The 22,932-nt window shown below is 71.1% G+C and carries 15 protein-coding genes; 10 read left to right on the top strand and 5 right to left on the bottom strand.

The window, feature by feature from the left end; all coding sequences use genetic code 11:
• Positions 1-130: 130 nt before the first annotated feature.
• Positions 131-2,191 carry a serine/threonine protein kinase gene (locus tag ACSHV8_RS09635; protein WP_436531495.1) on the bottom strand — a complete coding sequence of 687 codons (2,061 nt, stop codon included), beginning with the start codon at positions 2,189-2,191 and terminating at the stop codon, positions 131-133.
• A gap of 101 nt (positions 2,192-2,292) precedes the next feature.
• Between ACSHV8_RS09635 and ACSHV8_RS09640 the strand changes: the two genes are divergently transcribed.
• From ACSHV8_RS09640 to ACSHV8_RS09655, 4 genes are all read left to right on the top strand, one after another.
• On the top strand, positions 2,293-2,952 hold the full coding sequence (locus ACSHV8_RS09640; RefSeq protein WP_436531497.1) for a Type 1 glutamine amidotransferase-like domain-containing protein: 660 nt from the start codon (positions 2,293-2,295) through the stop codon (positions 2,950-2,952).
• Between the two features lie 457 nt (positions 2,953-3,409).
• Positions 3,410-6,646 carry a LamG domain-containing protein gene (locus tag ACSHV8_RS09645; RefSeq protein WP_436531498.1) on the top strand — a complete coding sequence of 1,079 codons (3,237 nt, stop codon included), beginning with the start codon at positions 3,410-3,412 and terminating at the stop codon, positions 6,644-6,646.
• A gap of 8 nt (positions 6,647-6,654) precedes the next feature.
• Positions 6,655-12,795 (top strand): RHS repeat-associated core domain-containing protein, encoded by a 6,141-nt coding sequence (locus ACSHV8_RS09650; protein ID WP_436531500.1) that lies wholly within the window; start codon positions 6,655-6,657, stop codon positions 12,793-12,795.
• 117 nt (positions 12,796-12,912) lie between these two features.
• A complete protein-coding gene (locus ACSHV8_RS09655) occupies positions 12,913-13,416 on the top strand; it encodes a hypothetical protein (protein ID WP_436531502.1) in 504 nt (167 codons plus the stop codon).
• 23 nt (positions 13,417-13,439) lie between these two features.
• On the opposite strand, the gene ACSHV8_RS09660 is transcribed toward ACSHV8_RS09655, so the two are convergent.
• Complete coding sequence (locus tag ACSHV8_RS09660) at positions 13,440-17,003, bottom strand: nSTAND1 domain-containing NTPase (RefSeq protein WP_436531504.1); 3,564 nt, start codon at positions 17,001-17,003, stop codon at positions 13,440-13,442.
• Positions 17,004-17,006: 3 nt separating this feature from the next.
• Positions 17,007-17,414: a hypothetical protein gene (locus tag ACSHV8_RS09665; protein WP_436531506.1), complete on the bottom strand. Its 408-nt coding sequence runs from the start codon at positions 17,412-17,414 to the stop codon at positions 17,007-17,009.
• Positions 17,415-17,604: 190 nt separating this feature from the next.
• Here ACSHV8_RS09665 and ACSHV8_RS09670 point away from each other — a divergent pair, with 190 nt between their 5' ends.
• The 5 genes from ACSHV8_RS09670 to ACSHV8_RS09690 all read left to right on the top strand — a co-directional run bounded on the left by ACSHV8_RS09670 (position 17,605) and on the right by ACSHV8_RS09690 (position 20,292).
• Positions 17,605-18,033 carry a VOC family protein gene (locus tag ACSHV8_RS09670; RefSeq protein WP_436531508.1) on the top strand — a complete coding sequence of 143 codons (429 nt, stop codon included), beginning with the start codon at positions 17,605-17,607 and terminating at the stop codon, positions 18,031-18,033.
• Positions 18,034-18,200: 167 nt separating this feature from the next.
• Positions 18,201-18,707, top strand: a complete 507-nt coding sequence (locus ACSHV8_RS09675; RefSeq protein ID WP_436531510.1) for a MarR family winged helix-turn-helix transcriptional regulator — start codon at positions 18,201-18,203, stop codon at positions 18,705-18,707.
• Positions 18,708-18,780: 73 nt separating this feature from the next.
• A complete protein-coding gene (locus ACSHV8_RS09680) occupies positions 18,781-18,975 on the top strand; it encodes a hypothetical protein (RefSeq protein ID WP_436531511.1) in 195 nt (64 codons plus the stop codon).
• The gene (locus ACSHV8_RS09685) at positions 18,972-19,694 is read left to right on the top strand and encodes a molybdopterin-dependent oxidoreductase (protein WP_436531512.1); all 723 of its coding nucleotides are present in this window, start codon (positions 18,972-18,974) and stop codon (positions 19,692-19,694) included. Before ACSHV8_RS09680 ends, ACSHV8_RS09685 begins: the two co-directional genes overlap by 4 nt.
• Complete coding sequence (locus ACSHV8_RS09690; RefSeq protein ID WP_436531514.1) at positions 19,675-20,292, top strand: cytochrome b/b6 domain-containing protein; 618 nt, start codon at positions 19,675-19,677, stop codon at positions 20,290-20,292. Before ACSHV8_RS09685 ends, ACSHV8_RS09690 begins: the two co-directional genes overlap by 20 nt.
• A 3-nt stretch (positions 20,293-20,295) precedes the next feature.
• Here ACSHV8_RS09690 and ACSHV8_RS09695 read toward each other — a convergent pair whose 3' ends face one another.
• A complete protein-coding gene (locus ACSHV8_RS09695) occupies positions 20,296-20,856 on the bottom strand; it encodes a TetR/AcrR family transcriptional regulator (RefSeq protein WP_436531516.1) in 561 nt (186 codons plus the stop codon).
• A 107-nt stretch (positions 20,857-20,963) separates the two neighbouring features.
• On the opposite strand from ACSHV8_RS09695, the gene ACSHV8_RS09700 reads away from it, so the two are divergent.
• Positions 20,964-22,001, top strand: a complete 1,038-nt coding sequence (locus ACSHV8_RS09700) for a lysylphosphatidylglycerol synthase transmembrane domain-containing protein (protein WP_436531518.1) — start codon at positions 20,964-20,966, stop codon at positions 21,999-22,001.
• Between the two features lie 520 nt (positions 22,002-22,521).
• Here the strand turns inward: ACSHV8_RS09700 and ACSHV8_RS09705 are convergent.
• Entirely contained in the window at positions 22,522-22,890 is a 369-nt protein-coding gene (locus ACSHV8_RS09705) for a VOC family protein (protein ID WP_436531520.1), read from the bottom strand.
• Positions 22,891-22,932: the final 42 nt, after the last annotated feature.

Raw genomic sequence — 22,932 nt, forward strand, 5'->3', positions numbered from 1 at the left:
GCAATCGAGGGGGTCGCGCCGGTTGCTGCATCTTAGAAGACGCGCCGGCGACCGAAAACGTTGACCGCCAGATCGGTCAATTTTTCGACATTCAAGATCTTAGTCAAGACCCTTTCCCCGTACGGGGGGGTCACGGCGTGTAGACCTCGGCCACGCCCGTGACGACGCCGTCGGCGGTCGTCACCTCGGCCAGCCCGTCGCCCGCGAGCCGCTCGGCCAGGGCGTTTCCGCTGATCTTGCAGGTCCCGACGGTCACCGGGTCGCCGGCGCAGCGCTCCGGATCGTCGAACGTGCTGGTGAGCTTGGGGGAGGCGGAAGTGGGCAGGGTCACCGTCATGCGGCTGTCCTCGGTCACCCATTCCCGCTCGCACGGGGTGTCGGCGGACGGCTTCAGGCCGAACGTCTTGCAGTACTCGTCGCCGGACATGAACAGCACCGGTTCGACGACGACGGACCGGGACTTCGGGTCGTAGGCGTGCACGATCACGATCGACGTGGCGCTTTCCCGCCGTACGTCGGTGAAAGGTTGTGATCTGGTGGTCGGCGCCGAAGGTGCCGGGGTGGCCGAAATGGGCCGGATCTCCGCGTGGGCGACCATAGCGGCGGCCGGTTTGTCGCTGTTGCCGACCGGCGCGACCCCGAAGGCCACCTTCCCGGCGAGCAGACTCGGGTCGGGCAGCTGGGCATCGAGGATCGCCGATCCGTCGACGGCCAGCGTCGCCCGCTCGTCGAGCACGGTCAACGCGACCTTGCGGGTCCGGCCCGGGGTGAACACGGCGGTGGCCTTCTCGCTCAGCGTGTCCCGGCGGACGGCGCCCTGGTGGCGGAACCGCACGGTCGCCGGGCAGAGATCGAGCCAGTAGGCGCCGTCGCCGGCGGCCCGGAACGAGATCGTGGCGCAGGACTGCGCGGTCTTCAGCGTGACATCGACGGTGATCGACTGATCGCCGGCGAACGTCTGGGTCGGGCCCGGGCACTCGATGCCGATGTCGGGCGTGGTCATGACCAGGCCTTGGTCGAATGTGCAGCGGCCGCCGTAGTTGTCGGTGGAGTTCTTCCACTGCCCGGGCCGCGTCAGCGCGTCGACCACCCAGGGCCCGCGCACCGCGCCCGGCGTGGGCATCGTGGGCTGCGCGACCGCCGGGGTCACGGCCGCCTCCGGCGTCGGCGTCGGCTCCGGCGCCAGCTCGTGCGCGAGATAGAGGCCGGTCCCGGCCGCGAGCAGCGTGGCCGCGGCGGCGGAGGCGACGACCGTGCGGGCGCGGCGGCGCTTGCGATGTGTCCCGGAGGCGTAGCGGCCGGAGAGCTGCGCGGCCTCGGCCGCCTCGCGCAGGAGCGGATCGAGCGTGTGGCCGCGGCTCGGCGACTGACCGCCGGTGTGCTGGGCCAGCAGCAGGTTGAGCAGCTCGTGGGCGGTCGGGCGTTCCACCGGGTCCTTGGCCAGCGACAGCGCCACCAGATCGGCCAGCGGCCCCGACAATCCGGTCAGATCCGGGGCCTGGGTGAGGATCCGGGCCGCGGTCGCCACCGGGGAATCGGCGCGGAACGGGGTGCGGCCGGTGCCCGCGTACGCGATGACCGCGCCCCAGGCGAACACGTCGGCGGCCGGCGTGATGTCGCGGTGCGCGCCGTCGAAGCGTTCCGGCGCCATGTAGGCGACCGTGCCGACCATCTGGTCCGGATGTGTGTGCTGGCTGGTCACCTCCAGGGCCCGGGCGATACCGAAGTCGATCACCTTGGGGGCGCCGAGGGCGAGCAGCACGTTGCGCGGCTTGAGGTCACGGTGGATGACCCCGGCGCCGTGGATCGCGGTCAGCGCGGTCGCCACCCCGACCGCGACACTGTGCAGCCGGCCGTCGGTCATCGGGCCGTCGCGCAGGATCACCTCGTCCAGGCTGGGGCCGTCGACGTACTCGACCACCAGGTACGGCGTGCGGTGTTCGGGATCGGCGTCGAGCACCGCGGCCGTGCAGAACGGCGGGACCTGGCGGGCGCGCTTGACCTCGCTGCGGAACCGCCCACGGAACTCTTCCTCATGGGCGTACTCGGGCTTGATGATTTTGATCGCGACCGCGAGACCGTCGGAGCGCCGCCCGAGGAAGACCGAGCCCATGCCGCCCTCGCCGAGCCGGGCCAGCAGCTCGTAGCCGCCCAGCTCGCTCGGGTCGCCGGGGCGCAGGGGGCTCTTCATCGGCCACACCCATCCAAGGTCATGGACAAGACCGGCCATACAGTACGCAGTCCGCCCGCCCCGCGTCGCGCGGGCCCGTCCGCGCGTGGTTGGGTGGCCCGGTGGATCTTCTGCTGACGTCGAACGGCCTGCGCAACGACACGTTGCGGGACGCGCTGCGGGACATGCTGGGCAAACCGTTCGGGTCGGCCGACGTCGTGTACGTGCCGACCGCGGCGACGGCCGAGCCCGGCGACCACGGGTGGCTGGTGGCCGACATGGTCCGGCTGCACGGGCTCGGCTGGCGCTCGTTCGACGTCCTGGAGCTGAACGGTCTGCCCCGGCCGATGGTGCTGGACCGGTTGGCCCGGGCCGACGTCGTCTACGTCGAGGGCGGCAGCCACTACCATCTCGCGCGCAGCATCAGCGGCAACGACCTGGCCGAGGGTTTCCGGTCGGTCCCGGTCTACGTGGGCGTCAGCGCCGGCTCGATGATCTTCAGCCGGAACCTGACCGCGCACGCGGCCGAGGTCATCGGCGACGTGGCCGACCTGCACGTGCTCGGCGCGACGACGGTGGAATCACCGTTCGGCCTCTTCGACTGGTATCTGAAGCCGCACCTGGGCTCGCCGGAGTTCCCGGAGCGCGACGACGCCTGGGCCGATCGGATCGTCGAGCGGGCCGACTTCCCGATCTATTTCATCGACGACGAGACCGCCGTCCGCGTCCGCGACGGCCGGCCCGACGTCATCTCCGAGGGCCGGTGGCGCTTCCACCCGTGACCCGGCGCCGGGCCGATCGCCGGAATTCCACCGGTCGATGGGAAATGGCCGAGTTCTTCGATATCCTCGGCAAAAGCAAGAAAGATCCTATTTGGACGTACGGCGATAGCGCGCCCCGCGATCGGCCGCATTAACTCACGCCGGGCTCCGATGTGGCCTGACATTCGTCATTGATCAGTGCATGCAAATGTCATGCCTCGGTGATCAAGCCGTTACTGATCATGAGCGAGTGACGGCGGCAAATAGAGACCTGGCTCAATCACGAGACGGTTCACGGGGACGACCGACGATCGCGCGATGGGTGGCCCTCACGGGTCTGACCCTCGCCGCAATCCTGGTTGCCGCCGGAGGACCCCCTACTACATCCAGTGCCGCCGAGGCGGCCTGTGCGACCCGGGGACGCCCGGACGCGGCGTCGGCGTCGAGGCTGGCGCAGTCCTGCCGGACGACGGTGAAGGTGGAGAACGCCACCACCTCCACGTCCACGCTGGTGGCGAACGCGAACGGCTCGTTCACGGCGACCGAGTCGGCCGTCCCGGAGCGCATCCGGCGGGCCGACGGCACCTGGGCCCAGGTCGACACCACGCTGCACGTGAACGGCGACGGCACCGTGTCGCCGATCGCCTCGCCGACCGCGGTCGTGCTCTCCGGCGGCGGCACCGGACCGCTCGCGCGGGTGGCCAGCCAGGGCCGCGAGCTGGTCTGGACCTGGACCGGCGTGGCTCTTCCGGCGCCGACGATGTCGGGCCCGGTGGCGACGTACGCCGAAGTGCTTCCCGGTGTTGATCTGAAGTTGCACGTGGACGAGTGGGGCTTCGCCGAGGTGCTGGTCGTGAAGACCGCCGAGGCGGCGCGGAACCCGGAGCTGGCGGCGCTGCGGTTCGCGCTCTCGGGCACCGGGCTGACCGCGGCCGGAGCGGCCGGCCGGGCGACGACCCCGGCCGCGGCGGTCGGCGACGCCTTCGACATCGGCCCGGCCGCCATGTGGGACTCGACGCTGCCGGCCATCAAGCCGTCGGCCTCGATGCCGGCCGAGGACGTGCTCTCCGAGACGGTGTCCACCTTCGACGGGCCCGGCTCGGGCGCGCACACCGCGACGATGCCGACCCGGATGTCCGGGACGACGCTGGTGATGACCCCGGCGCACAGCATGCTGACCGATCCGGCCACGACGTTCCCGGTCTTCATCGACCCGAAGTCGTCGTCGCCGGCCCGCACCTACTGGGCGATGATCAACAAGGGTCACCCGAGCCAGCAGTACTGGAGTTACGACCGGTCCGACCACGCCAAGGTCGGCAACGCCGGCGACGGCACCGACATGTACCGGTCGCTGTTCCAGTTCTCCACCTCGACCTGGCAGGGCAAGCACGTCACCGCGGCGACCTTCTCGGACAACCTGCTGCACTCGTGGAGCTGCAGCAACACCGTGACCCAGCTGCACCACGTCACCCAGGCGCTGAGCTCGACGACCACCTGGACGTCGAACTCGGCCGCGTGGGGATCGTCGCTGGCGACCGCGTCCAACCAGAACTGCAACGACGCCACCGGCGTGCACACCGAGTGGAGCACGACCGCTCTGACCAGTGAGGTCGCCGCGGCCAACGGCAACGCGACGATCACCTTCGGACTGCGGGCGGCCGACGAGACGGTCTCCACGAACGGGTCGAACGGCTGGAAGAAGTTCGACGAGACGGCCACCTCGACCGGCGCGCACCTGTCGGTCACGTACAACACCGCGCCGGTGATCAGCAACGGTCACACCGACGCCGCCACCTGCACGACCACCGCGGCCAGTGCCCCGGCTCTGGCCACGCTCGGCAGCCCGGCGCACAACCCGGTCCCGGTCGTGACGGTCACCGACGCCGAGGGTGATGCCTCGACGGTCTCGTTCACCTACCCGGCGGCCGGCGGCGGGACCACGACCACGTCGTACCCGAACGTGGCCAGTGGCACCAGCCAGAAACTGGTCAACGGCATCCCGGCCGCGGCGGTCCCGACCGGCGCGACCTACTCGTGGAGCGTGTCGGTCACCGACGGCACCGACTCGTCGTCCGCAACCTGCTACTTCAAGATCGACAACACCGTTCCCGAGCCACCGTCGATCACCTCGGCCGACGGCCGCTACCCGGACGACAACCAGCTCCACGGCGGTGTGGGCAAGCCCGGGACGTTCACCATCGCGGCGCCCGAGGCCACCAAGGCATCCGTGGTCAAGTACACCTGGGGGCCACCCGGTGCACTGCAGACCGTGACCACCACGGCCGGCGCCCCGGTGACCGTCTCCTACACGCCGACCGCGGCGGGGGACAACACCCTGCAGGCGTACGCGTACACCGGCACCGGTGCGGTGTCGGCCATGGGCAGCGCGGAGTTCCTGGTCGCCGCGCCCGACGCGCCGGTCGGTGACTGGGCCCTGGACGGCAACGGAACCGACGGCGGCACCGGCGCCCACCCGGCCACCGCGGCCAACCTGACCTGGACGGCCGACGGCCGGCAGATCGGGCACAGCGTCGGGCACTTCAACGGCACCAGCTCGCAGCTGACCGCGACCGCCCCGATCCACACCGACACGTCCTTCTCGGTGGCTGCCTGGGTGCGCCCGTCCGGCACCTCCTGCACGACCAACGCGGTCGGCCAGGACGGCGTGCACACCAGCGGCTTCTACCTCGGCTGCTTCCAGGGCAAGTTCACCTTCGACGTGATCGCCTCGGACTCCAGCTCGGTGGTGACCACCCGGACGCTGTCGACCGCGACCGCGCCGGTCGGGTCGTGGAGCAGCCTGCTCGGCGTCTACGACCTGTCGGCCAACCAGATCCGCCTCTACGTCAACGGTGTCCTGCAGCAGACCGCCGCGCTGACCGGCCCGCTCTGGGACGCGACCGGCCCGTTCGTCATCGGCCGGGAACGCTACGTCGACGCCTCCAGCGGCTGGTGGGCCGGCGACATCTCGGCCGTACGGGTCTGGGACCGGGTCGCCTACCAGGCCGACATCGCGACGCTCAGCGCCTCCAGCTGGGCCGACCAGTACCCGCTCGGTCTCGTCCCCGCGCAGAACGCCAAGGACCCGGTCGCGAACCCGCTGACCTGGACCGGCAGCCCGCAGGTGGGGATCGACGACATGAACCCGCCCGGCACCGGCGGCACCCCGGCGGCCATTCTCACGCCGACCCACCCGGACTACGGCCTCTCGGCCCGTCCCTCGGTGCGCACCGACGGCTCGTTCACGGTGTCGGCCTGGGTCGACCCGGCCGCGCCGAACAGCACCTACACCAACGCGGTCTCGCAGAACGGCGCCGTGACGGCCAACTTCGGCCTGGGTCTGAGCAGCACCAACCACTACGACTTCTGGATGCACGGCTCGGACGTGACCAGCCCGACGGCCACGGTCGCCCAGTCGACGGCCACCGCCACGGCCGGGACCTGGGTGCACCTGATCGGCGCGTTCGACGCCACCACCAAGGTGCTGACGCTCTACGTCAACGGCACGGTGGCCGGCACCGCGACGTTCACCGCAGCCCCCTGGTACACCAGCGGATCCGTCGCGGTCGGCAGCGGGCGCTGGCAGAACGCCAACGCCTACCTGTGGAACGGCGGCATCGACAACGTGGGCCTGTTCAACGGGGTGCTGAGCGCCACCGAGATCAGCAACCTCTACCGGTTCAACGACCCCTACTACGTCCTGGCCAACCAGTGAGACGCCTGATGGAGGCTGCCGTGACCGGCCGCGCCCTGCTCACCGCGGGCCTGGCGATCGTCCTGTCCGTCGGGGTCGTGGGCAACCAGCCCGCGTACGCCGCCGTGGACCGGACCGCCAAGCTGACCGCCCCCGACACCCCCAGCGTCGCCCCCGGAAAGGCGAAGCCGGCCGCCAAGCGGCCGGCCGACCCGGCCGGGGCCGCCGCCCTGCGCAAGGCCCCCGGAGTCACCTGGCCGGCCGCGTCGGACACCGTCGTCGCCGCTCCGGCCGGTCGCCGTGCGGTCGCGGTGACCGGCACCCCGGTCAGCGTCGGCACCACCGCCAAGTCCTCGGTCCGGGTCCGGATCCTCGGGCACGACGACGCCGTCCGGGCCAAGCGGGACATGCTGATCAAGGTCAGCCGGACCGCCGCCGCGCCGAGCGCCGGACCGGTCGACGTCGCGGTCGACTACGGCTCGTTCCGGTCGGCCTACGGCGCCGACTGGGCCGGGCGTCTCCGGCTGGTCCAGGTGCCCGACTGCGCCACCACCACCCCGGACGCGGCCGCCTGCCAGCCGGTCGAGGTGCCGTCGCGCAACGACACCACGGCCGCGAAGGTCACCGCGACCGTCACGCTGGCCGCCACCACGCAGGCCACCACGCTCGCGCTGACCTCGGGACCGTCCGGCGACGCCGGTGACTTCACGGCCACCCCGCTCAAGGCGTCGGCGACCTGGACCGGCGGCAACCAGTCGGGCGACTTCACCTGGTCGTACCCGATGCGGGTGCCGCCCGCACAGGGCGGCCCGGAGCCGGCCGTCGCGCTGAACTACTCGTCGGCGTCGGTCGACGGGGAGATGGCGGCCTCCAACAACCAGCCCGGCTGGGTCGGTGAGGGCTTCAGCTACCAGCCCGGCTCGATCGTGCGCAACTACAAGGCGTGCGCCGAGGACATGGGCGGCACGGCCACGAACAAGACCAAGACCGGCGACCTGTGCTGGGGCACGGCCAACGCGACGCTGGCCATGCCCGGCCACGCCGGCGAACTGGTCCGCGACGACACCGACGGGCACTGGTCGCTCAAGGGCGACGACGGCTCCAAGGTGCAGCTGCTGACCGGCGCGACCAACGGCGACAACGACGGCGAGTACTGGAAGGTCACCACCACCGACGGCACCCAGTACTTCTTCGGCCTCAACCACATCGCCGGCTGGGCGACCGGCAACCCGGTCACCAACTCGGCGTACACCGTGCCGGTGTTCGGCAACAACTCCGGCGAGCCCTGCTACAACGCCACGTTCGCGTCGGCGTCGTGCAGCCAGGCCTACGAGTGGAACCTCGACTACGTCGTCGACCCGCACGGCGACACGATGTCGCTGTGGTACACCCCGGAGACCAACAAGTACGCCCGGAACCTGACCAAGAGCTCGATCTCGACCTACACCCGGGGCGGCTACCTGAGCCGCATCGACTACGGCACCGACCAGCACACCGGGGCCAAGGACAGCGACCTGACCACCAAGGCGCCCAACAAGGTCGACTTCACGCCGGCCGACCGGTGTGTCACCGCGGGCGCGACCTGTGTGTCGAGCACCCCGTCGAACTGGCCGGACGTTCCCTGGGACCAGTCCTGCACGTCGACCACCTCGTGCACCGACTACGCGCCGACGTTCTTCACCCAGAAGCGCCTGGACACCGTGCAGACCTCCGTCTGGAACGCCGCGACCAGCGCCTACGTCCCGGTGGAGAAGTGGACGCTGCACCAGAGCTACCCGGATCCGGGTGACAGCACGCGGGCCGGCCTGTGGCTGTCGTCGATCTCGCACACCGGCCTCTACGGCGGCACGGCGACCCTGCCCGACGTCTCGTTCACCGGCATCCAGAAGGCCAACCGGGTCGACACCGCCACCGACAACACGGCCAAGATGAACTGGTGGCGGATCGCCTCGATCACCACCGAGACCGGTGACCTGATCGGGGTCACCTACTCCGATCAGGAGTGCGTGGCCGGGTCGACGCCGACCCCCGACGCCAACACCACGAGCTGCTATCCGAGCTTCTGGACGCGGCCGACCGAGACCAACCCGCGCATCGACTGGTTCAACAAGTACCGGGTCACCGCGGTCTCGGAGAACGACCAGACCGGCGGCGGTCCCCGCGTCTACACCACCTACGACTACGGCACGCCGGCCTGGCACTACGACGAGGACAACGGCCTGGTGCCGGCCTCACGCAAGACGTGGGCCCAGTTCCGCGGCTACAGCACGGTCACCACCACGACCGGCGACACCGGCGACCCGAAGTCGAGCACCACGGTCCGCTACTTCCAGGGCATGAACGGCGACAAGACCTCGTCCGGCACCCGCTCCGCGCAGGTGACCGACTCGACCGGGGCCACGGTCGCCGACGACAACGCGTACGCCGGCATGAAGCGCGAGACGATCGTGACCAACGGCCCTGGCGGTGCCGAGGTCAGCGGCGAGATCGACGACCCGTGGAAATCCGCGGCGATCGCGACGCGCACGATCAACGGCCTCACCGTGGCGGCCTACCGCACCGGTGTCGCCGCCACGCACTCGCGCACCGACCTGGACGGCGGCCGTTCGCCGCAGCGCACCGAGAAGGTCAACACCCTCGACGCGTACGGCATGACCACGCAGGTGTGGGACAAGGGTGACCTCGCCAAGAGCGACGACGACACCTGCACGATCACCACCTACAACCGCAACACGACCGCGAACCTGCTGGACACGGTCGGACGGACCCAGGAGTACGCCAAGCCCTGCGGCACCGCGCCGGCCACCCAGGACGACGTGATCTCCGACGTCGAGAGCAGCTTCGACGGCCAGGCCTACGGCACCGCCCCGACCAAGGGCGACATCACCAAGGAGCAGACCGCCAAGGCGTGGACGACGTCGTCCATCACGTGGCTGACCACGGCGGCCCGGGTCTACGACGCGTACGGCCGGGTCACCGACACCACCGACGTGCGCGGCAACCACACGCTCACCGAGTTCACCCCGGCGACCGGCGGTCCGGTCACCGCGACCAAGACCACCAAGAACCCGCTCGGCTGGGTCGTCTCCGCGGAGATCGCCCCCGGCTACGGCGTGGTCACCGGGTCGGTCGACGAGAACAACAAGCGGACCGACACGACCTACGACCCGTTCGGCCGCAAGACCGCGATCTGGAAACCGACCCGGTCCAAGAGCGGTAACGCCACGGCCAACACCACGTTCGCCTACCTGATCAGCCAGACGGCGCCGTCGGTGGTGACCACCAGCAACCTCGACTCGCAGGCCACCTACGTGCCGACGTACGCGTTCTACGACGGCCTGCTGCGCGAGCGGCAGACGCAGGAGCTCGCGCCCGGCGGCGGCCGTACCGTCTCGGACGTCTTCTACGACTCGCTCGGGCAGACGGTGAAGGAGAGCGGGCCCTACTACAACGCCGACGCGCCCGGCACCACGCTCTTCCCGGCGCCGCTCGACCAGGCCGTGCCGGCGCAGACGCTCACCACCTACGACGGGGCCGGCCGGGAGACCCGATCGGCGTTCGTCGCCCACGGCGTCACCCAATGGCACACCACCACGGCGTACGGCGGTGACCGGGTCGACGTCACCCCGGCCGCCGACGCCGCGACCCCGTCGGCCGGCACGCCCACCTCGACCGTCACCGACGCGCTGGGCAACACGGTCGAGCTGCGGCGCTACCTCGGCACCACGATCAGCGGCACGTACGAGTCGACCAAGTACACCTACAACGAGAAGGGCGAGCAGACCGTCGTCACCGACAACGGCGGCAGCCAGTGGAAGTACGCGTTCGACCTGCTCGGCCGCACGGTCAGCAGCACCGACCCGGACAGCGGCACCACCACGACGGCCTACGACGACGCCGGCGACGTCACCAGCACGACCGACGCGCTGAGCCGGACCCTGTCGTACGACTACACGCTGCCCGCCGGTTACGTCGACCCGCTCGGCCGCCGGACCGCCACCTGGCTCGGCGCCGTCGGCACCGGCACCAAGCTGGCCACCTGGACGTACGACACCCTGGCCAAGGGTCACCTGACCTCGTCCAGCCGGTTCGTCGGCACCAATGAGTACAAGAGCACGGTGATCGGCTACAACAACCTCTACCAGCAGGCCGGCACGATCGCCACGATTCCGGATTCCGAGGGGACCCTGGCCGGGACGTACGGGTTCAGCGCGACCTACAACCTCGACGGCACGATGAACAGCAAGACGCTCCCGGCCACCGGGGACGTGCCCACCGAGACGCTCAACTACAGCTACGACCAGGCGACCGGACGTCCGTACAGCCTCAAGACGGACATCGGTGGCACGACCAAGCAGATCGTGCTCTCCACCCAGTACACGAGCTACGGCGAGCCGGCGATCACCACCTTCGCCGACAGCAGCACCGCACCGTTCGCCCAGCAGGCGCTGACCTACGACGAGAGCACCCACCGGCTCGTGGAGGCCAAGACCCTCAAGTCGACCGCGTCCACCATCGTCGGGGACGTGCACTACACCTACGACGCGCTGGGCAACATCACCAAGGCCGCCGACACGCCCGCATCGGGCACGGCCGAGACCCAGTGCTACACCTACGACGGGTTGCAGCGCCTGAACGGCGCGTGGACCCCGGCCGGCGGCGACTGTGCGGTGACGCCGGCGACCGCGCAGCTCGGCGGGGCCGCGCCGTACTGGAAGTCCTGGACCTTCGACGGCAGCACCGGTAACCGGCAGACCGAGGTCACCCACACGGCGGCGGCGACCACCACGGTCACCTCGGCCTACGGTCAGGCCGGCCACCCGCACGCGGTGAGCGGCACGACCAGCACCACCGGGACGGCCAAGGCGTACACGTACGACGCGGCCGGCAACACGATCAGCCGGCCGGGCACGAGCGGGCAGCAGACCCTGCAGTGGGACGCCGAGAACCACCTGGTCTCGCTCACCGAGGGCAGCAGCCACTACACCTACGTCTACGACCCGGACGGCAACCGGCTGATCGCCCACGACCCGACCGGTACGACGCTCTACATCGGTGACGTGGAGCTGCGGCTCTCCACCACCGGTGTGAAGACGGCGACCCGGTACTACTCGTTCAACAACCAGACGGTCGCCCAGCGCACCGCCGCCGGACTGCAGTACCTGAGCTGCGACCCGAACGGCACCAGCACGATCGCGATCGACGACACGGCGGCGCAGGCCACCACCAAGCGGTACCAGGATCCGTACGGCAACGCGGTCGGACCGGCCGTGACCTGGGTCGGCACCAAGTCGTTCGTCGGCGGCGACCAGGATCCGACCGGCCTGATCCACGAGGGCGCGCGGGAGTACGACTCCTCGCTGGGTGCGTTCATCAGCCGGGACCCGGTGGTCGACCCGGACGATCCGTCGCAGCTCAACGGGTTCGCCTACGCCGGGGACAGCCCGGTGACGCACTCCGACCCGACCGGTCTGCGCACCGACTACTTCGACGACGTGCACGGCAACTCCAAGCCCAAGCCGAAGCCGGTGGTCACCGTGCACACCGACCCGCGGCACGCGGCGCTGGTGCGGCACCACGCGCCGCACGCCCGGATCGTGACCAGCTCGCATACGTACACGCCGGGCCGGCGCACTCCGCAGCGCCCGCCCACGGTGCGGTGGGTCCCGACCAAGACCAACATCAAGGGGCATCCGGTACCGCACCCGACGCCCTGGGGTGACACGCTGCCGACCACCGGTATTCCGGAGCCGGGCACGTACACCGGAAGCTTCGGGTTCTGCCTCGGCGGTGGTGTCGGCATCTACATCGCGTCGGTCTCCGTGTCGGGTTGCCTGATGTTCGACGACCAGGGGTCCGGGGGCACCCTCACCTTCGACCACTCGAACGGGCTCACCAGCGGGCCGACGTCCAAGGGCAAGATCGGCGCCAACTGGGGCGGCGGTGTGACCTGGTCGAACGGGCGCGTCCAGGACCAGGCGGGGCCGTTCCACACGAACAACTACGGCGCCGGCTACGTCGCGTCGGGGACCGTCACCAAATCCACCGGGTCGAAACTGGACGGCTCGCCGGAGACCACGTGGAACGTCACGATCGGCCCCGGTTACGGACTCACCCTGACCGACGGCAATTCGTACACCATCCTCCACTACGACAAAGATCCCGAGTGAGCGGCGTGATCCGCTGACGCAAGAATGATCCGAAGCGCGGGGGAACGAGGGGCACTGCCTCACGTTCCCCCGCATCCGACGTACAGGCGGGATGGTTCACCCATGACAGGTCGAGGCTTGGCACGTCTCCTGGACACGCTCGTCGTGATCGCGGCGGTGGTGCCGGCTCTGACCCTGCTCGCCGTGATCTGGGCCGCGATCCCGGCCCTGCCGCCGCTGCCCCTCGGGGTGGTGGTTCTCGGGGTGCTGCCGGCCATCGCGTTGCTGATCGCGAGCGACCGGACCCGGAAGACGCTGAACAAGCGGGGGATCGCCGAGCGCCCGCTGACGGCCGACCGCTGGCGCCAGGTCCTCACCGCGGCGGCAGCAATGTTCGCGGTGCTGGCCGTCACCGTCATCGCGGTCAAGATTGCCGGGACGGGCGGCTGGCCCGCCGGGCAGCCGACCATCTCCGGCGGTCACTACTACCTGAACGTGCACGGCGGACTTCTCCCGGTCACCGAGTCCGAGTACCGGCAGGCACTCAAGTCCCTCGTGCTGCTTTTCATGAGCGGCAGCGTGGTCCTCGAACTCGCGGCCCTGACCACCCTGGGGCTGGCCGGCAAGAGGCTGAGCGCGTGACGACCGGGCCGGCCGGTCCCTGATCAGCGGGGGCAGGTCGGCTCGTACGTCTCACCGGACAGATATTGACGCCACTCGTCCCTGGTCAGATCCCGGTTGATGGTGGCGCACAAGCGACGGCTGAGGTCGGTGGCGTCGAAGTCGGTCTGCCACAGCCGGACCGATCCGTCGCGGGCGGCCGAGGCGAGGGTCAGCCCGTCCGGGGCGAAAGCGACCGCCGTGACCGGCGCGGTGTGCCGGTTCTCGAAGCTCGTCAGCTGTGTCTGACCGGCCCGGTCCCAGGTCATCACGTTGTTCTCGACGTCGCCCGAGGCCAGGTGTCGGCCGTCGCGGCTGATGGCCAGCGACAGGACCAGGCCGCGGTGCCCCCGTAACGTGCCGGCCGGTGCTCCGGTCGCGGTGTCCCAGACGCGTAGGTAGCGGTCGCCGCCCGCGCTGATGATCTGCCGGCTGTCCGGCGTGAAGACGATGCCGTAGACCGGGCTGAGGTGCCCGTCGATCATGCGGATCGGCCGGCCGGTCGCGGCGTCGAACACCCCGATCCGGTTGTCGGCGCCGGCGGTGGCCAGCAGCCGCCCGTCCGGGCTGAACACGGCCCGGTCGACGCCGGCCGGGTGGGCGGTGATCCGGTAGAGGACGCGCCGGGACGCGACGTCCCAGACCAGGGTCACGCAGTCGGGTCCGGAGGTGGCGAGCCGCCGGCCGTCGGGGCTGAACTCCGCGTACGCCCAGTCGGACCGGCCGGTCGTGAGGACGCCGCGCGGGGCGTAGGTGTGCCCGTCCCAGAACCGCACGGTGCCGTCGTATCCGGCGGTGACCAGGAGATCCCCGGACGGGCTGAAGGCAGCCCCACCGACCGCCCCGGTGTGCCCGGCGAGGGTCTGCACGGTGCGCCCGGCCGACACGTCCCAGATCCGGGTGCTGCCGTCCCGGCCGGCGCTGGCCAGCACCCGCCCGTCGGGCCGCCAGCCGACGCCGTTGACCGCGTCGGTGTGCCCGGTCAGGGCCGGGGTGCGCCACAGCCGCACCGACTGGTCGGCGCCGCCGGTCATGAGCTGCCGCCCGTCGGGGGCCCAGGCCAGGGCGAGGACGGATCCGGTGTGGCCGGTACGTCGTTCCATCTGGGACCACAGCTTGGCGTTCCACAGCCGGACGGTGAAGTCTCGGCTGGTCGAGGCGATCTGTGAGCCGTCCGGGCTGAACGACACCTGGTTGATGTCCCAGGTGTGGTTCGACAGTGTCGTCGTGGCGGTGCCGGTGCGCGGGTCCCAGACGGTGATCAGGCAGGACTCGCCGTCGCCGCTGATCAGGGTACGACCGTCCGGGCTGAACGACAGCGACGTGACCGCGTACTCGCTCACCGTCCCGCACCGCCCGCCGGCCGGTTTGCGCTGCAGTCGTACGCGTTCCCGGCGGGTGCCCACGTCCCAGATCCGCAGGTCGTGACCGTCCCCACCGGCCGCGACGCCACGACCGTCGGGGCTGAGCGCCACCGCGTTCAGCGGCACCCCCGTGTTGATGACACCGGTGGCCGTCCCGGTCGTGAGGTCCCACAGCCGGACCGTGCCGTCGCGGCTCGCGCTGGCCAGGGTCCGCCCGTCCGCCGCGAGCGCGGTCACCGGCCCGTGGTGCCCGGCCAGTGTCCGCGCGGTCCGGGTGGCCACGTCCCACCGGTACACGTTGCCGTCCGAACCGCCCGTGACCAGCCCTTTCCCGCCCGCCGTGAAGGTCACCGAGGAGGCGCCGCCGGGCTGCTCCAGGCGGGCGATCGGGGTGCGGCCGGCGACGTCCCACAGCCGTACGTCATCGGGCCCGGCCGTCGCCAGCAGGTGACCGCTCGCGTCGAAGGCGGCGCCGGTGACCGCGCCCCGATGCCCGTCGAGCCGGGCCAGCAGATGCTGGTTCTCGGCCGAGACCGCGGACGCCCGGGCCTCGATCGTCGGCGAGCGGCGCACCGCCTCGGCACCGAGCAGGATGGCCAGGTCGGCGTCGACCTCGCGCACGTCGCCGGATTCCAGCGCGACCTGCCGGGACAGGTTGACCGAGGCCTGGCCGAGCGCGTCGGCGCGCTGGTCGGCGGCGACGATCCCGGCCGTGGTGGCCACCAGCAGCAGCGCGGCCAGCAGGGCGACCAGTCCGCGCAGCCGGCGGGCCCGCTGGGCGGCGGCGTCCCGTTCGCGGTCGCGCAGTTCGACGCCGGCGGCCAGGAACTCCCGTTCCAGCGAGGTCAGGTCGGCGGTGTGCCGGGCGTGCCACGCGGTCGCGGTGTCCAGGCGCTGCCCGCGGTAGAGCGTGCCCGGATCGCGGTCGGCGGCCTGCCATTCGGTGGCCGCCTCGGCCAGGCGTTGCTGGGTGAGCCGGCCCTCCCGGTCGTCGTCGATCCACGACCGCAGGCGGGGCCAGGCGTGCAGCAGGACCTCGTGGGTGATCTCGACGGCGTCGTCGTGGGCGGTCAGCAGACGGCTGTCGACGAACTCGTCGACCACCGCGGTCAGGGCGGTCACGTTGCCGATGGCTGCTATTTCCGTACGGGATAATCGTCTTCTGGTGTCCTCGGCGTCCGCGTCGATGCGGACCATGCGCAGGAACACCGTCCGGGCCAGACCCCGCTGGGCGTCGTCGAGCCGCAGGTAGACGTGCTCGGCCGTGGTCGCGACGGCGTGCCGGATGCCCCCGGTCGCCTGGTATCCGTCGACCGTCAGTTCGCGCCCGTGCAGCTGGTGCCAGCAGGCGCGCAGCGCGTGCGCGAGCAGCGGCAGGCGACCGGCCGGGTATTCGTCGTCCGAGTCCGGGCCGCGCACCGTGCCCAGGTCGCGCAGCAGCAGCTCGACCAGCCCCGGTTCGATCCGCACCCCGGTGTCCGGCCCGCGCAGCGGCAGCTGGATCGCCTGGCGCAGTTCCTCCTCGCGCATCGCGCCGAGCACGATCTGGTTGCGTTGCAGCACGCGCCGCAGCCACGGATGCCCGGTGCACTGCGTGTAGAAGTCGGACCGCATCCCGAGAACCAGCAAATTACCTTGGGGTACGGCGGCCAGCAGCTCCACGAAGTCGCGGCGTTCCCCGGGGCCGCACTGCGTGAACAACTCCTCCAGCTGGTCGACGACGACGGCGACCGGGCCGTCGGCGGTCACCTCGGCCCACACCTTGTCCGGGTCGCCCGCCGCCACCCCGGTCGCGGCCGCGAACACGAGCAGCGGATGCGCGGTCGGCGTCAGGACGAAGCACCGGAACTGGCGCCCGCCGTCCAGCAGCTGCCGTTCCAGCGCCGGGAGCACACCGGCGTTGAGCAGCGAGGACTTGCCGGCGCCGGAGGGGCCGACCAGAGCCAGCGGGGTGCCGTCGCGCAGGCTCTGGTCGAGCCGCACCAGCACGTCCGCGGTGACCGTGTCCCGCCCGAAGAACCATCGGCTCTGCCCGGCGCCGAAGGCCTGCAATCCGGGGTACGGGCACTCGACGCCCCCACCGGCCGGGAGGGCCCGGCGGACCCGGCGCAGGCTCTCCTCGAAGTGCAGGTGCAGGTCGTTCCCGGCCTGATAGACGGTTGAACCGTCCGTCGCGGTGGCGACCAGCCGCTCCTCGGCGGTCATCGGTCAGCCGTGGACGTGCAGGTCGCCGCCCGCCTGGAAAATCTTGCTGGAGTCGGCCGACCGGGCCGACATCGAGACCGATCCCGTACGCCGTGAATCGCCCTCGTCGCCGCCCCACTCGCCGTCCGCGAACCGCGCCAGCCGCCCGCTCACCTCGGGATGCGCCAGCAGCAGCAGCTGCAGCCGGGCCTGCCACTCGGCCAGCACCAGATCGCCGACCAGGGCGGCCTGCTCGGGGCGGGCCGTGACCAGCCGCCGCTCGGCCAGCACCAGATCGGACTCGACCAGCTCGGCCTGCTCGGGGACGGTCCGACGCCAGAGGGCGACCACCGCCGATTTCGCCGCCTCCCACGAGTCCGTGGCGACCGCGCTGAACAGTGTTGCCGCCACACTTGCCGCAACCGGATCCATCGGTCCCCTGCCCGTCCTGATCGGCCTGTGAAAACGGGGACCATCAGACCACCGCGGCGCCCACCGGCACAGCGGCCCGAACCGTCGGGCCGCCGGGCGGACCGTCCTGACCAGGTCGTCGTCGCCCGAAGTGCCGCGCCACAGTGCCCGAAGGGCCTAGCCGGAACGGGGTAGCCCCTATCCTGATCGGATGGCTTCGATCAAACAGTTCCAGGTCACCTTCGACTGCGCCGACCCGGAGCGCGTCGGCCGGTTCTGGTGCGAGGTGCTCGGGTACGAGGCGCCGGCGCCGAAGGGCTTCACGAGCTGGGACGACTACTACGCCGAGCACCCGAAGGCCCGCGGTCAGTGGTTCGCCTGCACCGACCCGACCGGGGTGGGGCCGCGCCTGTACTTCCAGCGGGTGCCCGAGGGCCGGGTCGTCAAGAACCGGGTGCACCTCGACGTCCGGGCCGGCACCGGCCTGGTCGGGGAGGAGCGGCTGGCCGCGCTCACGGCCGAGCAGGCCCGGCTGACCGCGCTGGGCGCGACGACCGTGCAGGTCCTGATCGCCGACGGGGAGAACGAGTCCTGCATCGCCATGCAGGACGTCGAGGGCAACGAGTTCTGCCTCGACTGATCGTTTCCGGTTCGGTCACGCGGTCACGAGGGGCCGGACCTCGACTGTCCCTCGGGCGTGACCACGATCGGCGGCCTGGCAACGGCGCGCTGCCGGTCGGGTCCAACAGTTGGACGTCCGACTATCGGACATGCTGGGGTATGTGGGGAACCGATAGGATTCCGTACGTGTCCGCTCCCGATCGCCTGCACCTGGATCCCATCGCCGAGGCCCGCCGGCAGTGGGCCGACCACGGCTGGGAGGAAGCGGCCGACGGCATGGCCGCGGTGACGTCCCTGATGCGCGCCCAGCAGATCGCGCTCGGGCGGGTCGAGGCCGTGCTGCGCCGGCACGGCGTGACCTTCGCGCGGTACGAGTTGCTGATGCTCCTCTACTTCAGCCGGGCCGGCGCGCTGCCGATGGCCAAGATCGGTGAGCGCCTGCAGGTTCACCCGACGAGCGTCACCAACGCGGTCGACCGGCTCGAATCGGCCGGGCTGGTCCGCCGGGCCGGGCACCCCACCGACCGCCGCACCACCCTCGTCGAGCTGCTCGACCCCGGGCGTGAGCTGGCCCTGGCCGCGACCAAGGACCTCAACGCCGAGGTGTTCAAGGATCCCGGCGTCTCCCCGGCCGGGGTGACCGCACTGGTCGACATCCTCACCGAGATGCGCCAAGGCGCGGGCGACTTCTGACGCCCCGTTGCGCCCGGCTCCACCTCGTGGAACTGTTCGTGCGTAACGGCCGACGATGAAGCTGGGTGGACTGATGACGGTCTGGATTCGCGTGGTCGGCGGAGCGTTGCTGCTGCTGATCGGGGTCGTCTGGTGCCTGCAGGGTTCCGGCGCCACCGGGGGCAGCGGTGGCATGAACGGGCAGTCCCAGTGGCTGGTGATCGGCCTGGTGGTCGCCCTGGCCGGCCTGGTGCTGCTGGTCGGCGGAATCCGGCGACGGCGGCGGTGACCGAGGACGACGACCGGGCGGGCACACCGGTCGGCCGGCGGATCGTGCTCGGCGTGCTCGCGCTCGGTGCCCTCGGCGTGGCCACCGGCGCCCGGGTGCAGAAGTCGACCGAGGGGCTGCTGGCGGCCGTCAGCGCCAAGGACCCGACCGGGCTGACCGGCCTGCTGCCCGGGGGTGGCGGCTTCCGCTTCTACTCGGTCGCCGCGAGTGTCCCGCACCGCTCGGACACCGACTACCGGCTCACCGTGGACGGGCTGGTGGACCGGCCGGGCACGTACACCCTGGAGCAGTTGAGGGCGATGCCGCGGACCCGCCTGGTCCGCGACGTCCAGTGCGTCACCGGCTGGCGGGTGCCGCAGACCGCGTTCGCCGGGGTGCTGCTCTCCGACCTGCTGACCGCGGCCGGCGTGCAGCCGGGCGCGACGGCGCTGCGGTTCAGCTGCTTCGACGGCGTCTACACCGAGAGCCTGACGCTGGAGCAGGCGCGGCGCCCGGACATGCTCGTCGCCTACGAGATGCGCGACGAACCGGTCAGTGCCGCGCACGGCGGTCCGGTACGCCTGTACGCCGCGCCGATGTACTTCTACAAGTCGGCCAAGTGGCTGTCCGGGATCACCGTCACCGATCAGGTCACGCCCGGCTACTGGGAGGAGCGCGGCTACGACGTCGACGGATGGGTCGGCCGATCGAACGGACGTGATGATCATCCAACCTCGTGACGCACCCCGGCGCCGTTTCACCGCCGCCGAGCGCTGGATCCACCGCGGCACCGCCGCGCTGCTGGGCACCGCCATGATCACCGCCGCGTTCCTGTACCTGCCCCTGCTGAGCGAACTCGCCGGCCGGCGCGACCTGCTGGTCACCGTGCACGAGTGGACGGGCGTCGCCGGGCTGGTCCCCGCGCTCGCCGGCCTGGTGTCCCGGGCGTTCCGGGCCGATCTGGCCCGGCTGAACCGTTTCGGGCGACACGATCGGGGCTGGCTACGGGCGACCCTGCGCCGCCGGCCGCACCCGTCGGGCAAGTTCAACGCCGGCCAGAAGATGTTCGCGGCGCTCACCGCCGGGGGCGTCCTGGTGATGTTCGGGACCGGCCTGGTCATGTGGTTCCCGAATCTGACCCCGCTGGTCGTTCGCACCGGGTCCACCTTCGTCCACGACTGGGGTGCCCTGCTGCTGGGCACCGCGGTCATCGGGCACATGTGGATGGCCTCGAACGACCCGGAGGCCCGCCTGGGTCTGCGCACCGGCTTCGTGTCCCGCTCCTGGGCCGAACGCCACCATCCGCTCTGGCCCGAGGAGAAGCCCGCCGAGCGCTGAGGGTCACTCGCCCCCGAGGACCTCCAGGGCCACGGTCAGCGCCGTTTCCATGATCTCCTTCTCGTCGGCGTCCTCCCACTCGGCCGAGATCGCCGCGCTCTGGATGGCGATGAACGCGGTCCGCGCCCGGATCCGGTCCATCAGCGTCGCGTCCGGCCCGGCCAGCGCCTCGAACAGCCGCCGCTGACCGTTCTTGATCTCGGCGCCGAGCGGCAGGTTGGTGATCTCGGTGAAGTTCTCCCGGATCAGCCGGATCAGGTGCACGCTGCGCGCGGCCTGATACTCGGCGAGCCGGCGCAGGAAGTCCTGCCGCCCGGCCAGGGTCGTGGCGTGCTCGGCGGCGTCGTCGACGAGGGCGTTGATGTGGTCGAGGTGGCCGAGCAGGATCCCGTTGAGGATGTCTTCCTTGGTCTTGAAGTGGAAGTACAACGCGGCCTTGGTCACCCCGAGCTCGTCGGCGATCTCCCGCAGCGAGGTGTTGGCGTAGCCCTGGGTCGCGAACAACCTCAGCGCGACGGTGAGGATCCGCTCGCGGGTGTCGGTGCGCCGGTTGTCGACCGTCATGTGTTGCCTCCCACTCGCCATTGAATAACTTGACGGAAGGCTAGTCAAATACCTACGGTCAGATTACCTAACCGGCCGACTAGTAAAGACCCGCGAGAGGAGGCCACATGACCACGACCGTGCTCAGCCGACCGATCCACACCGCGACCGGTCGCCGCCGGTGGCTCCGGCACGGCGCTGTGGCCGCGTTGCTCCTGGTGTTCGGGGTCGAGCTGGTGCTCGGCTGGCCCTCGCTGTCCTCGGCGCTGTCCCAGCTGCACGACCCGAACCTGGGCTGGCTGGCCGCCGGGCTGGCCGTCGAGATGCTGGCCATGGGCGCCTACGCCCGCATGCAGCGCCGCCTGCTGCTCTCGGCCGGCCTGCGCGTGCCGGTCTACCGGTCCACCGCGCTGGCCTACGCCGCCCACTCGCTCAACGAGACACTGCCCGGCGGGCCGGCGTTCTCCACGCCGTTCAACTACCAGCAGATGCGCCGCTTCGGCGCCAGCCCGGCCATCGCGACCTGGTGCATCGCCCTGTCCGGCATCCTGTCCACCACCGCCCTGGCCGTGGTCACCGCGGCCGGTGCCGTCCTGTCCGACGGCACCCCGCAGTGGTGGAGCCTGGCCGCCCTGATCGCCGCCACCGCGCTCCTGGCCGCCGGATTCCAGCAGGTCAACCGCCGCCCGTCGCTCGCCTTGGCCCCGGCCCGTGTCGTCCTCGCCTGGATCAACCGGCTGCGTCACCGCCCCGACGACCACGGCCTGACCCAGGTCGAGGGTTTCGTCGGCCAGCTCGGCTCGGCCCGCCTCACCCCCGGCCACGGCGCCGCCGCCGCCATCTTCGCGGTCCTCAACTGGGGTTTCGACGCCGTCTGCCTGTGGGCGTGCGTCCGCGCGGTCAGCGACGCCCCGATCAACCCGGCCCAGCTGCTGCTCGCGTTCTGCGCCGGCATGGCCGCCGGCACCATCACGATCGTCCCCGGCGGCCTCGGCATCATCGACAGCGCCCTCATCCTGGGCCTGGTCACCGGCGGCATCGCCACCTCGACCGCCATCGCCGCGGTCGTCCTCTACCGCATCATCAGCTTCGGCTTCATCATCGGCGCCGGCTGGATCACCTGGCTCGTCATCCGCCACCGCCACCCCACCCCGGAAAACCCATGACAATCAAAATCCCGCTTTCGTACGGCGTGAAGCCCGCCCCGCCGCACCGTTCCCCGCTGTGGCGTCTGATCCGGGCCGCTCTCCGCGCCCTGATCGCCACGGCCCGTTTCCTGGCCGCCAACCGCCGTCACCAGCGCGCCGCTCGCAGGCACCAACTAGCCGACCGCCGCCGGCAGTCACTTGCGACCCGCCGCCGCCAGTCACTCGCTGACCAGCGTCGGCAGTCACGTGTTGACCGGAGTCAGCCGCCGCCCGCCGACCGTGGTCGCCGACTGCCCGCTGCCCCGATGTCGCCGGCGCAGCCGACCGGACCGTCGGCCCACCCGGCCGGCCGACACGTGGCCTCGCGCCTGATGCGGTGCGGCGTGTGCGGCCAGGACCTGCGCCGTTCGGCAACCCGTCGCCCGGCCCACCCCGGAAACCGCCCGGCCCCACGCAACCGCGGCTGACCCTGCCCTCCCGAAGCCCGGCGGCCCGCCCGTTTCATCGACGCTTTTGTGTGAGCGGCCCGGCAGATACCTCAGGCCCGGTCGTGGAGGGTGATCTGGTAGCCGTCGGGGTCGGCGAAGGTGAACGTCCGCCCGAACGGCCCGTCGATCGGCGCCGAGACGATGGTGTGACCATCGGCGACGAGAGCATCGTGAATATCCTGGACGTCGGTCGCGTGAAGCCAGATCGCGGCCCCGATCCCGGGCTGCGCCACGGATGCCAGGTCGGTGCCGGGAACCACGCTGCGCAGGGCGAACGCGATCGGCTTGGTCTCGAAGACCACGGCGTGCGGCGGCCCGGCCGGCGAGCGCACCAGCCCGAGATACCGCTCGTAGAACGCCCGCGAGGCGTCGAGGTCGCGCGCCTGCAGCGAGATGAAGTCGGGTCCGGTGACAGCCATGTGATGCTCCTTCTCTCCATGTCAGGATCCTGACATGCCCAA

Origin of the sequence: Actinoplanes sp. HUAS TT8 (assembly GCF_051380535.1) — a bacterium.
Classification (GTDB): domain Bacteria; phylum Actinomycetota; class Actinomycetes; order Mycobacteriales; family Micromonosporaceae; genus Actinoplanes.

What these genes read in the sequence shown, in the direction of transcription:
- ACSHV8_RS09635 (WP_436531495.1), bottom strand. Translation starts at nt 2,191, where the DNA reads ATGAAGAGCCCCCTGCGCCCCGGCGACCCGAGCGAGCTGGGCGGCTAC.
- ACSHV8_RS09650 (WP_436531500.1), top strand. Translation starts at nt 6,655, where the DNA reads ATGGAGGCTGCCGTGACCGGCCGCGCCCTGCTCACCGCGGGCCTGGCG.
- ACSHV8_RS09660 (WP_436531504.1), bottom strand. Translation starts at nt 17,003, where the DNA reads ATGACCGCCGAGGAGCGGCTGGTCGCCACCGCGACGGACGGTTCAACC.
- ACSHV8_RS09665 (WP_436531506.1), bottom strand. Translation starts at nt 17,414, where the DNA reads ATGGATCCGGTTGCGGCAAGTGTGGCGGCAACACTGTTCAGCGCGGTC.
- ACSHV8_RS09670 (WP_436531508.1), top strand. Translation starts at nt 17,605, where the DNA reads ATGGCTTCGATCAAACAGTTCCAGGTCACCTTCGACTGCGCCGACCCG.
- ACSHV8_RS09680 (WP_436531511.1), top strand. Translation starts at nt 18,781, where the DNA reads ATGACGGTCTGGATTCGCGTGGTCGGCGGAGCGTTGCTGCTGCTGATC.
- ACSHV8_RS09690 (WP_436531514.1), top strand. Translation starts at nt 19,675, where the DNA reads ATGATCATCCAACCTCGTGACGCACCCCGGCGCCGTTTCACCGCCGCC.
- ACSHV8_RS09695 (WP_436531516.1), bottom strand. Translation starts at nt 20,856, where the DNA reads ATGACGGTCGACAACCGGCGCACCGACACCCGCGAGCGGATCCTCACC.
- ACSHV8_RS09700 (WP_436531518.1), top strand. Translation starts at nt 20,964, where the DNA reads ATGACCACGACCGTGCTCAGCCGACCGATCCACACCGCGACCGGTCGC.
- ACSHV8_RS09705 (WP_436531520.1), bottom strand. Translation starts at nt 22,890, where the DNA reads ATGGCTGTCACCGGACCCGACTTCATCTCGCTGCAGGCGCGCGACCTC.